Consider the following 12,979-nt stretch of genomic DNA (forward strand, 5'->3'; position numbering starts at 1 on the left):
GCTCTCGGCGTTCTCGGACTCGCACGTGGTCGAGCTGGGCATGAGCACGTGGCGCCCCGAGCTCGTCCAGTCGACTCGCCGCTGATGTCAGAAACGCAGCTTCGCCACACGACGGCTCCAAGACGCTGTCAAGAGGATCACGGACTGCCCAACGAGAGACGAAGTCGGCGAGCGCCGGCGGTGTGAAGAACGCACCACGGGCCTTCCGCAGCGCGAGAGTGTCCTTAACCTCGGTGGCGGCGGTCTGCACAACTCGAGTCACGCTACTGACCCTTCGTGTAGTGCGTCTGCAAGGATCGCGGCAGCACACTCGCTGACAGACGTGCCTCGACTCGACGCTTCCGCCGCGAGTTGCTCGGCGAGCCCGACGGGCACCCGAACCAACACAGCCTTGCGCTCACCGCGCCAGTGGCGCCGACGCTCCGACGCAGACCCCTCATGTTTCGATTGCACCCGAAAGTTGTATCAACTTCCGCCGACACCTTTCGTGAGGCGCGCTCGCAACGAGCAATCTACGCGGCAACCGGTGAGTTCGTTGGCGGAGCGACGGGCTGGGGGGTCCACAACCGTCCATCTCGAATAAGTGCCCACACGACGTCGACGAGACGTCGGGCTAGCTGCACTAACCACGGACGTTAGGTACGGCGTGGCGGGATGACATGACGAAGACCTCCGAGGAAGTGCGAACTGCCTAGGTAAGCACCGCTCAACTCGGAGGTCTTCGTGTCCCACCGCAACGCCCCACTGACCGAACTGGGTCGCCTACGTCTTGCTCGATGTGTCGTGGAGGATGGTTGGTCGATTCGCCGTGCCGCTGAACGCTTTCAGGTCGCCCCGACCACCGCCCAACGCTGGGTCCGCCGCTACCGCGAACACGGGCCGGCCGGGATGGTCGATCGCAGCAGCCGTCCGCATTGCAGCCCCAATCGCATACCGACCCGCACCGAACGACGCATCATCAAAGTCCGCGTCCTACGCCGCTGGGGACCAGCCCGAATCGCCTACCTACTCGGTCTGAACCCTTCCACTGTGCACCGGGTGCTGTCCCGCTACGGCCTGGCCCGTTTGCGCTGGCTGGACCGTCCGACCGGGCGCGTGATCCGCCGTATTACCGCTGATCAGCCGGGTGAGTTGGTGCATGTCGACGTCAAGAAACTGGGCAAGATCCCTGCCGGCGGTGGCTGGCGCAAACTCGGCCGCACCGCCGGACGCCGTAACAGCCGAGCCGACAAGAGCAGCGGCAAGCAGAACAAGTACCGCAACCCCGTGCGCGGCTATCACTTCCTGCACACCGCCATCGATGCCCACTCACGGTTGGCGTACTCGGAGATCCTGACCGATGAACGCAAAGAGACCGCCGCTCAGTTCTGGCTGCGCGCCCAGCAGTGGTTTGCCGAGTGCGGGATCGAGGTGCGGAAAGTGTTGACCGACAACGGTTCCTGCTACAAGTCGCATGTATTCTCCGGTGCGCTCGGGCCATCGATCATCCACCGTCGAACCCGGCCGTATCGGCCGCAAACCAACGGCAAGGTCGAACGGTTTCACCGCACCCTGGCCGACGAATGGGCCTACGACCGGCTCTACACCAGCGATACCGAACGCTGCGCACAGTTCCCGATCTGGCTGCATCACTACAATCACCACCGCGGTCACACAGCACTCGGAGGACAACCACCAGCCAGCCGCGTACCCAACCTCTCGGGTCAGTACAGCTAGCGCGATGAGCGCGTGGACGTGGGAACGTTTCTCGCGTCGTTTGCGCTGGTAGAACTCCCGAGATGGGCCGTCGCGTTGGGAGCTGTTAAGCGCGGCCATGTAGAACACCTTCCGTAGCCCTCGGTGGTAGCGCTGGGGTCTGCGCAAGGTGCCACGACGGTTTCCGGAGTCGTGCGGTACTGGAGCAAGACCGGCGTAGGCGGCGAGTTTGGCGGCCGAGCCGAACGAAGTGAGGTCGCCACCGGTGATCGCGACTACTTCGGCGCCGCTTCGGGTGCCGATGCCTGGCACGGATTCGAGAATCCGTGCGTGACGGTGGCGGCGGAACACCTCGGTGATCTTTGTCCAGCTCGGCAATCTGACGAGTGAGCGCCATCAGGGAGGCCGCTGCCTGCTGCAGCAGCAGTGCCGTGGTCGCCTCGCCAGGCAGGGTGACGGTCTGCGCGGCCACCGCGACACGCGCCTTGGTGATCATCTTCGGGATCGTCGGGCGGCGGACGCCGTGACCGCGGAGGTGATCGTAAATCTCCTCGTCGGAGGCCACAGCGATCGCCGCCGGTGTGGCGAAGCGGGTGAGGAACGCCAGACCGGTCAGTGTCGAGTAGTCGAAACACCGTTCTAGTGCAGGGAAGATGCGGGTCAGTAGACCGCGCAGGCGGTTGATGCCTCGGGTACGTTCAGCGACGAGCTCGTTGCGATGTCCGGTCAGCAGATCGAGTTCGATCGCGACGTCGTCGGGCACGGTAATCGTCGCGAGATCGCCACGTAGGCGGACTGTCTGGGCGATCACGACCGCGTCGCGGGCATCGGTCTTACCTTCGCCGGCGAAGGCGCCGGTCATGCTGTGCACGACCCGGCCGGGCACATAGCGGATGTGCTGGCGCCGTGCGGCCAGCACACCCCGCAGCAGCGCGGACTCCGGTGCAGTCATGTCGATCGCCCACACCACCAATTTCATGTCAGCGACCCGGTCTACGAGCGCTTCGATCGCCGGCTGATCGTTGGGAAGCCGCCGAGACCACAGCACCGTTCCCGCCTCGTCGACCGCGGCGGCGTGGTGCTCATGTCGACCGACATCGATTCCTACCCAGACGGTTTCGTCCATACTGCCCCTTCCGTATGCGTCTGGCTCGTCAGGGTGGTTTCGCCGGCACACCTTTACACAGCGACACGCTCGCGAACACATCTCAATCAGCGGCCGAAACAACCCGTCACGGCCCAGGGTGGCCTTCCCCGCCGAGCCACCAAGGGCAACAGGTAATTGTCGAGCCACGCCCCGAACCGCGGACGAGCGTCCGAGGCGACCGCCCCGGACGTACTCCAACGTAAAGGTGATTGTGCGGGAGCGACGCGGGTTCGGTAGGGCTTGGTGTCGCGGCAGCTCTAGTAGTTGCAGTTTTTGTCCGCCATGCTCTTCACATGGCTTTTCACCTGGGGAGATTGGCTTAGGTTTGTGCTAATGCCTCTCATCATTGCCGGAGTTACCGCGATTGTTGCGACCCGGAACGCCAAAAAGACACCGCACGAACGTTTGAAGAATCTGGTTGATATTCACAAGAACATGCCTGCAGATCTAGATTCGAGAAATGCTCCGTCGCCGACCGCAGCGCTTGCGGGTTGGCGAACCGCTGTTCGAGATCGGTGCGTTCCTTGATCGTGGCGCGGACCTGCTTGAGCAGTCGCTGCAACTCTTCGGCGTCTTCGGCCATGCGATCCCCTCCACTGCGCCCGATCAGGTCAACTGTTCCGGGGCGATGATGCCCCCCCGGGTGTGACAGTGCGACCCGCATTGCAGCGCCCCTCGACCCCGCGATTTTAGTGCGCCGTGGCCCTCACACTGCTCACTCCGAACGGCAGTGACGGGCGGCGGCTGGCCGGTACGGTTCCGGCATGGCAGCCCAACGTCGACGCCCAGTGCCGAGATGAGCAAGGCCCGTCGCTCACCGTGGCTTGACGACCGCGCGGCCCTGCTCGTCAAACTGCTCGCTGACCGACACGGACTGACCGTCAGCGAGGACGTCGCCCGCCAGGACATCTCCGACGACGTGGACCACGTAGCTCGCCTCATGCGCATCGGCCGCCAAGCTGCCAAGGTCTACCTGACCGACGACGCGATCATCACCACCCCCGACCGGATCGCCGCGGCAGTCGCCGAGCACCAGGGCGCCAGCATCGTCGCGGCCGCGGGCCGAGAAGGTATCGCCGACGTCGGCCGCCCGGGCCTCGTCGACCTCGATACCGAACGCCGCCGGCGCCGCTGACACCGAACTGCTCGACGAATGCACCAGGAGCTGCCGTGACCACTGAACCGATCGATCTGGACGCCTTCACCGGGTGGGTGCCGTTCGCCACGCTGCCCACCGCCGACGTCCCCACCGAGCCCGGCGTCTACGTCATCGTGCGACCGACCGACGATCCCCCCGCATTCCTCGACGCCTCCCCCGCCGGCCACTTCAAGGGCAAAGACCCCACCGAGCCCGTCGCCGATCTGCAGGCGCTGTGGGTGCCCGGCACCCGCATCGTCTACATCGGTAAGGCCAATGCGGCTAGCGCCGGACGCCGCGGGCTGCGTAAACGGCTCGACGAATTCCGCCGGTTCGGCGCCGGTGAACCGGTCGGCCACTCCGGGGGCCGACGGATATGGCAGCTGGCCGACCACGCCGGCCTCCTCGTCGGATGGCGCGTCACCGACGACGCCGAGGCGGCCGCGACCGAAACAGACATGATCGTCCGGTTCCGCGCCCACCACGGAATGCGCCCATTCGCCAACATGCGCAACTGAATTCGATGACCCGGGGCCGATGACCGAATCGCCTCAAGGCTCCTGCGTGTCGAACTGCTCAACCCCGACGAACGCCGCGAGGTCCGTCACATCCCGATGCACGTCGAACGCACGCAGCAGCCCGATGTAGTGCTGCTTGTCCAGATCCCAGTCGTACTGCTCCACGGTGGGGTCTTGGGCCGCGGCGAACACGAGATCAGCGAGAAGCCTTGTTGTGCGGCCGTTTCCGTCAACGAAGGGGTGTATGCGAACCGTCTCGGCATGGACCGCGATCCCCAACTGGCGGGGAGTCCAGTCGTCGGTGTGCTCCCACCGCCAGGCAATGGAGTCGAGCGTGTTGCGCAACTCGACGGCGATGAGTTCGGGAGCGACCCCGATGTTGAGTTCGAGCTGACGCGCCCGCCCCACTGCCAGATCGGCCCGAATAACTGCGTGTGGAGATCACGGATGAAGTAGTCGCCGAGAAGCTCGTCGAGCGGCAACGAACCGTCCAATCAGGGAGGGACTGTCTCGATAACGTGTGTAGCTGCGGTCTCGGGTCGGGGTAGCTAGTGTTGTGCAGCTGGTGTCCGTACGAGGATGCCATCCAAAGTCGGGCAGATTCTGATTTGGCAGCCGAGTCGGGATGTGTGGTCTACGCCATCACAGAATTCCAGCATTGACACCTCTTGGTCGCTGCTGGGCGGCAGTTTGTCCAACCAGTCTGCATCGACGTGCACCTGGCATGTCGCGCATGCGCACTCCCCGCCGCAGTCCCCGTCGATGCCTGGCACGTTGTTATTGACGGCGATTTCCATCAGTGACATGCCGTCTTCGGCGTCAACGCAGCGGCTCGTACCGGTGTAGTCGATGTAGGTGATCTTCGGCATTTCGATTCCTTTATCAGTGGGTTAGAGGGAGGTTGGGGATGTTGCGCGGGTGGGGGCTTTGACCGCCGCCGCAAGGGCTGTGAGGGGGAGGCTCTCGTCGGCGAGTTGCGTCGGGTCTACCTCTGCGCGTTCGGCGATAAGGGTTTTCGACGCCATGAATTCGCGCGGCCGGTTGATTGCATCGACGGCCAGCAGTTTCCCGGCGCGCAGGTAGAAGGCTGCAAACGATGCTGAGGCCGGATCACCCCGGATGATCACGTCGTCGTAGCCTTCGTTGACGCCGGCCGTCTGTAGTTTGATGTTGTACTGGTCTGACCAGAACCAGGGGACTTGACGGAACGGCTCGTCTCTGCCGAGGATCGCTGCGGCGGCCGTTTTGGCCTGTTCGATGGCGTTGTGCACCGACTCGAGGTGAATTGGTCGGCCGTATATGGGGCTCGGGTACTGGGTGCAGTCACCAGCTGCGTAGATGCTAGGTGCGCTTGTCTGGCAACTGTGCGCCAGCCTGGCCGGCACCGACCACCACAACGGCTTCGGTCACGCAGGTGTGGATCATCAGGCGTTGATGCGCACGGGCAGCGATTCGTAGCCCTTGACGAACGGTGAGAGCACGCGGGTCGGTTCTTGAAGAACTTGGATCTGCAGTGGGTCCGGCCACCGTTTGAGGATTTCTTCCCACAGGATGTTGAGCTGTAGTTCGGCGAGTCTGTTGCCGACGCAGCGGTGGATGCCGAACCCGAAGGACAAGTGCTGGCGGGGCTTGGCGCGATCGATGATGAATGTGTCGGGATTGTCGATGGCCTCGGGGTCCCGGTTGCCGGACACGTACCACATCACGACTTTGTCGCCCTGGCGGATGTGCTTGCCGCCGAACTCGATGTCTTCCAGTGCGGTACGACGCATGTGCGAAAGAGGTGTTTGCCACCGGATGATCTCCGACACCATAGAGCTGATCAACGCCGGGTTGGCGGACAGTTTGCGGTATTCGTCGGGAAATTCGTTCAGGGCCAACACACCGCCCGTCATCGAGTTGCGGGTGGTGTCGTTGCCGCCGACGATCAGCAGCACGACGTTTCCCAGATATTCCTCGGGCGCCATGTGTCGTGTTGACTCCGAATGGGCCATCATCGAGATGAGATCGTTCTTGGGTTCGGCATTCACGCGCTGGTTCCACAGCTCGGTGAAATACGTCGCGCACTCCATCAGCTCGGCCATGCGCTGTTCTTCAGAATCGATGATCCCGCCACCGGGCAACGCCGTGGTGACGTCCGACCAGCGCGTCAACTTGGCGCGGTCGTCCCAGGGAAAATCGAACAGCGTCGCCAGCATCTTGGTGGTCAAGTCGATCGACACCCGATGCACCCAGTCGAACTCTTCATTGATCGGCAATCCGTCGAGGAGGTCCGCGGTGCGCTGGCGAATCACCGATTCCATGGTGGCAAGGTTTTCGGGCGCCACGATGGGGCTCACGGTCTTTCGCTGGACATCGTGTTTCGGTGGATCCATGGCGATGAACATGGGAAGCGATGCTGCGGCGTTGTCGTCCATGATGGTGATGCCGCCACTTTTAGCCTCCGACGAGAACACCTTCGGGTTGGTCTCGACTGCCATGATGTCGCGGTACTTGGTCACCGACCAGTAGGGGCCGAACATGCTGCTCTTGCAGTAGTGAACCGGATCCTCTTCGCGCAGGCGTTTGAAATAGGGATGCCAGGTGTTGTCCCGGAACAGCACGGGATTGCTCACATCGATGTCCTCCAAGGCCATCCCGTACGCTGCGTTCGTCGCGTCGCTGGCGGCAACCGTCATTTCGGTCATGTTGGTCCCTTCTCAACCTGGTGCTCTACAGAAAAATGGGCGCATGAGCGGAAACATATCTCGCCCCAACCGTTTTGCGCGCCGAGCCGTTCCACCTCGACGTGCACCCCGCGCGGCCTAATGTGACCCTCAACACGATCAAGAGTGATAGGTGGCGAGGCCGACGACAAGTGGCCCGCGGGCCACGTCATGACCCCTGCGGGCCACGTCTGGAAGAGGCCGGATGCGGACGTGAGCCGCACCGGACGTTCGAGCTACCGCCGATCGGCGAAGTTCCTGCCGGGCAATCCGGTGCACACGCAGACGGGCTGGAGCCGATTCGTCATGCTGCGCCGGACGTTGCGAATCGAGATTGCGATGGTGACTGCCGCCCCTTTCGTTCCCATGATCGATCACGCCAGCGTGGGCCAGTGGGCTGCGTGCCGTTGGCGGCGCCGACAACTGGCCGACGAGGCCCGCGGAAAGTTGTCCGGACTACCAGCGCGGAGCGGGGGGCGGGTCTGGTTGCGGCGCGGTGATGAGCGGAACACGGAAGGTCGCGACGAGCCCACCACCAGCGCGAGCGGCGAAATTCACCCGACCGCCCATTGCGTCGGTGATCTGCTGCACAATCCACAGTCCCAGACCGGCGGTGCCGCGCTGACCGCCGGCACTGACGTACTTTGCTGTCAGCTCTCCCAGATCCTCGTCGGGGATTCCGGGGCCACGGTCGGCGACGGCGATGACGAGGTCGTTGCCGTGTCGACTGCACGTGACGTCGACCGGGGCGCCGCGGCCGTGGCGGGCCGCGTTTTCGAGCAGGTTGGTCAGCACCCGACGCAATCCCTGGGCGTTGATCGCGACAGCACTCAGGTCGGCGGTCATCGCAAGCTGTAGGCGTGGCGCAGTGAGGCCTACCGCATCGGCTGCTGCGGTGACGATATCCGCGACGTCGACTTGGCGTACCCTGCCCCCAGAAAAGGTGGGGCGTCGGCTCAGCGCGACGTCGGAGAGTGCGTCGAGCATGTCGACGACATGGCGGGTGTGCCGGCTGGCCAGCTGCAGGCTGGTGCTGCGGTCGGCGTCCGTCATCGGTGAGATGCCGGCCAGTGCATCGAGCAGTGCCTCCAGCGAGGCGATGGGGGTGCGGAACTCGTGCACCAGCACCTGCAGCCCGTCCTGTTGGGACTGGTAAGAGGTGAGCAGCCGTGAGCGCAGATCGCGTTCCTCCTCGGCCGCGGCGTGCTGGGTCTCGGCTTCGACCAGAGCGCGCAGTCTGGAGCGGTGTTCGCGCTCCGCCAAAGTGGACAGGCCCGCGGTGAGAACCGCCGCGAACAACAGATACAGCGCCCACCAGCTGGCCTGGGCCCAAGGGCTGAGCGCCGTTGCTGGCGTCGATGAAGAGGGCACGATCACAGCGGTGTACGCCAGACCCAAAAGCGTCGATAACAGCAGAGTCTCGATGAATGACAGCCGGGCCGCCGATGCGATAACGACCAGGGGAAGTACCGCCACCACCGGGCTATGCGGTCCACCGGTGACGGCGATCCAGGCAAGGGTGATGGCACTGTCAGCCAGGGCGACCGCCCAGGAGTACCGGGTGCGGCGCGCCTCGAATTTCGGGTTGGCCAGCAGCACCATTGCGTACACCGTCGCCGCAATCAGAATGCCCACAGCCGCGGGCACGTGCTGGCGAACCCAGGCGGGTCCCACAAGCACCAGCACCCCGACTGACGCCACTACCGCCATCCGGACTGCCACCACAACGCGGGCCAGTCCGTATTCGTCACCGTCGACAAATGCGGTGACCCGGTTATGCAGTCTCATCGACCTTATCCTGGGGTGCGGCTAACATCGTGACAATGAAGCCTAGCGGCAGCCGGAAGGGGATCGTCGTGGCTATCGTCGATGACCACGAACTGTTTGCGCAGGGACTAGCCTTGCTGCTCACCCGCGAATGGGGGGACGTCTTCACCGTGGGGGGCCAAACCAGCTATGTCGAGGAGGCGGCCGACCTCGTCGCGGACTGCGCCGCTGACGTCGCGATCGTTGATCTGACCATGCCCCCGCTGGGAGGACTGGCTGCGATCCGCCACATCAAGGGCCGTAGCCCCACGACCCGGATCCTCGCGCTGTCGGGCACCGATGATCTCGACCTGGCCGAAGAAGCGTTGCGTGCCGGAGCCGACGGCTTCCTGCCCAAGACCGCACGGCCCGAAGCGCTGGCAGGTCCTCTGTGGACGATCGCCGAAGGCATGCGGGTTGTCGATGGCGCCGTCCTCGATGACCTCCTGACCCAGACCCGCCGACCCCCAAGTGAAGTGCTAGAGCATTTGTCCGATCAGGACCTGAAGTTGTGGACGTTGCTGGCGGCAGGGCTGGAGAACGCGGAGATGGCCGACCGATTGCTGGTCTCGGAACGAACCGCCAAGCGCATGGTGGCCACGCTGCTAAATAAGCTTGGCGTAAGTAACCGGATCAGCGCTGCTGCCTTGGCGGGCAAGTTCGGGTTGCTAGACATCAGCGATGTCCAGGCTCGGCGCCTGGCCCGTTCGCCCTAACTTTAGTTGCGTTAGTGAGCGACGCGAATCTGGTCGCATGCAGCTGACTCTGGAAGCCAAATAGCGTGACGCCGCCATTGCTGCGGCTCAAGGCCAGCGGGATCGGCGAGAGTCTTCCGTATCTGTGACACCTGCCTGCCAGTCGCGCAGCACTCCCCCGGGCGGCGGGGACCCTCTCCCTGCCTGCTTGGCCCTGGCGTCGCCCGTGCGGCGGCGCCGTGCAAGGCTGCGCGAGGCGTGCTCGATCTGCGTGGCACTCGTGGGCCACTGATGGCACGGGTGGCCCTGGTGTGTGCGCCACGTCGTTGTGATGATGGGCACACAACATTCAACATGTGAGGAATCAATAGTGAAGACGAAGGCTGCGGTTCTGTGGGGCCAGAACGAGAAGTGGCAGGTGGAGCAGATCGACTTGGATCCGCCCGGTGAGGGCGAGGTGCTCGTCAAGTTGGCCGCCAGCGGTCTATGCCATTCCGACGAGCACCTCGTTACTGGCGACCTTCCCTTTCCATACCCTCTGGTGGGCGGGCATGAGGGCGCTGGCGTTGTCGAAGCGGTGGGACCCAATGTCGCCGATATCGCCGAGGGCGATCATGTCGTGATGATGTTCTTGCCCGCTTGCGGGCGATGCTCCTACTGTGCCCGCGGCATCGGGAACCTCTGCGACTCCGGCGCCGCGGTGATGCTGGGACCGCAACTCGACGGAACCTACCGTTTTCACGCGCGGGGCGAAGACGTCGGTCAAATGTGTTTGCTCGGAACGTTTTCGGAGTACACCGTCGTTCCTGCCGCGTCGGTGGTCAAGATCGATGACGATATTCCCCTGCATACCGCTGCATTGGTGGGGTGCGGGGTAACCACCGGTTTCGGCAGTGCAGTGCGTACCGGCGAGGTGCGGGCGGGAGACGCCGTCGTGGTCATCGGGGCCGGCGGCATCGGCATGAACGCGATCCAGGGAGCGCGCATCGCCGGTGCCCGCATGATTATGGTGGTGGACCCTGTTGAGTTCAAGCGCGCCAAGTCTTATGAGTTCGGTGCCACGCATACCGCCTCATCGATCGATGAGGCGTGGAACGCGATCAGCGACTTGACCCGCGGCAGGCTTGCCGATGTCTGCATCGTCACCACCGGTGTCGCTGAGGGCGCCGAGGTGGGCCCAGAACTGAGTCTCATCGGTAAGCGGGGTCGTGTCGTGGTCACCGCGATCGGACACCCGGAGGAAACCACTATCACGACAAACCTTCTTGAGCTGACTTTGTATGAAAAGCAGATCCGTGGATCGCTATTCGGCTCATCCAACGGCCAGCACGATATTCCGCGGTTGCTGGAGCTCTACGCTCTCGGCCAATTGAAGCTCGATGAGCTCATTACCACCGAGTACGACCTGGAGGACATCAATCAGGGTTATGAGGACATGCGGTCGGGCAGAAATATCCGCGGCGTCATCCGCTATTGAGTGGGCCTTCGGACGGTCACCTAGCCGTTCGCGAGACGAGGATTCGGGAATGGTTCGCGCGCTGAGCCCGGGAAACGTAGCGGCTCCAGGAGACTCGTGCGCAACACATGGACACCGCTGGCGAAGAGTCGGTGACCAAGACCTGCCGTATCGACGTCTTTTTCCGGGGAACGTAGTCGGACAATCCCGGCCGTGACCATGTTAGACCCGAGGCCGGTGAGTCATCACCGGACACTGCACAGAGCGCCCACCTACAACAAACATGCAGGCAAACAAAGGAATTGTGATGACCACGCTATCAATCGACATACCTGAGACGCTGCAAACGTTTTTGCGTGGTGCGTCGGCGAGCATCGTCATCGGGGCGGACAAGCTTGGGGCCGCCGACGGAGCCGAGGCTGTGACCACCGATCCGGCGACCGGCGCCGTATTGGCCACCATCGCAGCGGGTGGTCCGATCGACGTGGCGCGGGCGGTCGACGCGGCGAGCGAGGCATTTGAACACTGGCGTCGCCTGAGCCCGGCCGCCCGCGGCCGGATACTGCTCGACGTCGCCGACGCGATCGAGGCGCATGCCGAGGAACTCGCCACTCTCGAGACGCTCGACAACGGCAAACCGCTGACGGAATCGTTGTACATCGATATCGGATTGGTCAGTCAAATCTGGCGCTACTTCGGTGGCTGGACAACCAAACTTGGCGGCCAGACCCTGCCCGTCTCACCACCGGTGGGCGAGGCACTGGTGTATACGCAACGGGAACCGCTGGGCGTCATCGGCGCGATCGCGCCGTGGAACTTTCCGCTGCTGATCGCGTCGTGGAAGGTGGCGCCCGCCCTGGCCGCCGGCAACACGGTCGTGCTCAAGCCGTCAGAGCACACCTCGCTGACCGCATTGCGGCTGATCGAGATCGCTCTCGAGGCAGGACTACCTCCGGGTGTGCTCAACATGGTCACCGGGCTCGGTTCTTCCGCCGGCCAGGCCCTCATCGAAGACCCCCGGGTGGCCAAAGTGTCGTTCACCGGCTCGACGGAAACCGGTCGCCGGATAATCACCGCCAGCGCACCCAGCATCAAGAAACTCACCCTGGAACTGGGTGGCAAATCAGCCAACATTGTCTTCCCGGATGCCGACCTCAAAGCCGCGGCCCAGGGGGCACTGGCCGCCATCTTCCTCAACCAAGGGCAGGTGTGTTGTGCAGGGTCGCGCCTGTTCGTTCACCGCGACGTGCGTGACGAACTGCTCGCCGAGCTGGAGACCGCGACCCGGGCGATCGAGCTCGGTCACGGCCTCGATGACAGCACCGAGATGGGGCCCCTGGTCTCAGCCACCCAGCGCGACCGCGTTGAAGGTTTCCTGCGCGCCGGCACCCAGGAAGGCGCCACCCTGCTCTGCGGCGGCCAGCGACCCGGCGGCGCACTGAGTCACGGCCACTTCTTGACGCCGGCCATGTTCACCGACGTCGACGACGCCATGACGATCGCCACCGAGGAGATCTTCGGGCCGGTGCTGTCGGTGTTGACCTTCGACGACGAAGCCGAGGCGGTGCGCCGGGCCAATGCCAGCGCGTACGGACTGGCAGCGGGGGTGTGGACCGACGACCTCAAACGCGCGCACCGAGTGGCCAGGGAGCTTCAGGCTGGCACTGTGTGGGTCAACTTGTACAACGTCTTGGACCCCGCGGCACCGTTCGGTGGCTACAAGGCGTCCGGATACGGGCGCGATCTTGGCGAGGAGTCCCTGCTCGGCTTTACCCAAACCAAGTCCGTGTGGATCGGCTTGGACTAGCCCGGATCTTCC

General features: G+C 63.9%; 12 protein-coding genes and 1 pseudogene. 6 read left to right on the forward strand and 7 right to left on the reverse strand.

Features of this window, described 5'->3' with window-relative positions; translation table 11 throughout:
• The first annotated feature begins 723 nt into the window (after positions 1 to 723).
• A complete protein-coding gene (locus tag IHQ52_RS07745; protein ID WP_238064147.1) occupies positions 724 to 1,716 on the forward strand; it encodes an IS481 family transposase in 993 nt (330 codons plus the stop codon).
• Here the strand turns inward: IHQ52_RS07745 and IHQ52_RS23830 are convergent.
• A pseudogene (locus IHQ52_RS23830) lies at positions 1,711 to 2,821 on the reverse strand (IS110 family RNA-guided transposase); the annotation flags it as partial. The gene IHQ52_RS07745 and the pseudogene IHQ52_RS23830 sit on opposite strands and share 6 nt — an antisense overlap.
• A 376-nt stretch (positions 2,822 to 3,197) precedes the next feature.
• The gene (locus tag IHQ52_RS07760; protein ID WP_006438765.1) at positions 3,198 to 3,425 is read right to left on the reverse strand and encodes a hypothetical protein; all 228 of its coding nucleotides are present in this window, start codon (positions 3,423 to 3,425) and stop codon (positions 3,198 to 3,200) included.
• Positions 3,426 to 3,638: 213 nt separating this feature from the next.
• On the opposite strand from IHQ52_RS07760, the gene IHQ52_RS07765 reads away from it, so the two are divergent.
• Both IHQ52_RS07765 and IHQ52_RS07770 read left to right on the forward strand, forming a co-directional pair.
• On the forward strand, positions 3,639 to 3,977 hold the full coding sequence (locus tag IHQ52_RS07765; protein ID WP_006438766.1) for a hypothetical protein: 339 nt from the start codon (positions 3,639 to 3,641) through the stop codon (positions 3,975 to 3,977).
• 35 nt (positions 3,978 to 4,012) lie between these two features.
• Entirely contained in the window at positions 4,013 to 4,498 is a 486-nt protein-coding gene (locus tag IHQ52_RS07770) for a hypothetical protein (RefSeq protein WP_096273200.1), read from the forward strand.
• A 33-nt stretch (positions 4,499 to 4,531) separates the two neighbouring features.
• On the opposite strand, the gene IHQ52_RS07775 is transcribed toward IHQ52_RS07770, so the two are convergent.
• From IHQ52_RS07775 to IHQ52_RS07795, 5 genes are all read right to left on the reverse strand, one after another.
• The gene (locus IHQ52_RS07775) at positions 4,532 to 4,906 is read right to left on the reverse strand and encodes a Fic family protein (protein ID WP_006438768.1); all 375 of its coding nucleotides are present in this window, start codon (positions 4,904 to 4,906) and stop codon (positions 4,532 to 4,534) included.
• 140 nt (positions 4,907 to 5,046) lie between these two features.
• Positions 5,047 to 5,367, reverse strand: coding sequence for a 2Fe-2S iron-sulfur cluster-binding protein (locus IHQ52_RS07780; protein WP_096273202.1), 321 nt, complete (start codon positions 5,365 to 5,367; stop codon positions 5,047 to 5,049).
• A gap of 21 nt (positions 5,368 to 5,388) precedes the next feature.
• The gene (locus tag IHQ52_RS07785; protein WP_024498990.1) at positions 5,389 to 5,769 is read right to left on the reverse strand and encodes an oxidoreductase C-terminal domain-containing protein; all 381 of its coding nucleotides are present in this window, start codon (positions 5,767 to 5,769) and stop codon (positions 5,389 to 5,391) included.
• Positions 5,770 to 5,922: 153 nt separating this feature from the next.
• Positions 5,923 to 7,185 carry a cytochrome P450 gene (locus IHQ52_RS07790; protein ID WP_006438771.1) on the reverse strand — a complete coding sequence of 421 codons (1,263 nt, stop codon included), beginning with the start codon at positions 7,183 to 7,185 and terminating at the stop codon, positions 5,923 to 5,925.
• A 474-nt stretch (positions 7,186 to 7,659) separates the two neighbouring features.
• Positions 7,660 to 8,991: a sensor histidine kinase gene (locus IHQ52_RS07795; RefSeq protein WP_006438772.1), complete on the reverse strand. Its 1,332-nt coding sequence runs from the start codon at positions 8,989 to 8,991 to the stop codon at positions 7,660 to 7,662.
• A 35-nt stretch (positions 8,992 to 9,026) separates the two neighbouring features.
• Between IHQ52_RS07795 and IHQ52_RS07800 the strand changes: the two genes are divergently transcribed.
• From IHQ52_RS07800 to IHQ52_RS07810, 3 genes are all read left to right on the forward strand, one after another.
• On the forward strand, positions 9,027 to 9,725 hold the full coding sequence (locus IHQ52_RS07800; RefSeq protein WP_238064148.1) for a response regulator: 699 nt from the start codon (positions 9,027 to 9,029) through the stop codon (positions 9,723 to 9,725).
• 349 nt (positions 9,726 to 10,074) lie between these two features.
• Positions 10,075 to 11,181 (forward strand): NDMA-dependent alcohol dehydrogenase, encoded by a 1,107-nt coding sequence (locus IHQ52_RS07805; protein WP_006438774.1) that lies wholly within the window; start codon positions 10,075 to 10,077, stop codon positions 11,179 to 11,181.
• Between the two features lie 286 nt (positions 11,182 to 11,467).
• Positions 11,468 to 12,967, forward strand: coding sequence for an aldehyde dehydrogenase family protein (locus IHQ52_RS07810; protein ID WP_006438775.1), 1,500 nt, complete (start codon positions 11,468 to 11,470; stop codon positions 12,965 to 12,967).
• The last annotated feature ends 12 nt before the right edge of the window (positions 12,968 to 12,979 follow it).

The sequence above is a fragment of the Gordonia amicalis genome, assembly GCF_022059885.1.
Classification (GTDB): domain Bacteria; phylum Actinomycetota; class Actinomycetes; order Mycobacteriales; family Mycobacteriaceae; genus Gordonia; species Gordonia amicalis.

Bases quoted from the DNA above. Each gene is read 5' to 3' on its own strand.
- IHQ52_RS07760 (WP_006438765.1), bottom strand. From the start codon at position 3,425: ATGGCCGAAGACGCCGAAGAGTTGCAGCGACTGCTCAAGCAGGTCCGC.
- IHQ52_RS07765 (WP_006438766.1), top strand. From the start codon at position 3,639: ATGAGCAAGGCCCGTCGCTCACCGTGGCTTGACGACCGCGCGGCCCTG.
- IHQ52_RS07780 (WP_096273202.1), bottom strand. From the start codon at position 5,367: ATGCCGAAGATCACCTACATCGACTACACCGGTACGAGCCGCTGCGTT.
- IHQ52_RS07790 (WP_006438771.1), bottom strand. From the start codon at position 7,185: ATGACCGAAATGACGGTTGCCGCCAGCGACGCGACGAACGCAGCGTAC.
- IHQ52_RS07795 (WP_006438772.1), bottom strand. From the start codon at position 8,991: ATGAGACTGCATAACCGGGTCACCGCATTTGTCGACGGTGACGAATAC.
- IHQ52_RS07800 (WP_238064148.1), top strand. From the start codon at position 9,027: ATGAAGCCTAGCGGCAGCCGGAAGGGGATCGTCGTGGCTATCGTCGAT.
- IHQ52_RS07810 (WP_006438775.1), top strand. From the start codon at position 11,468: ATGACCACGCTATCAATCGACATACCTGAGACGCTGCAAACGTTTTTG.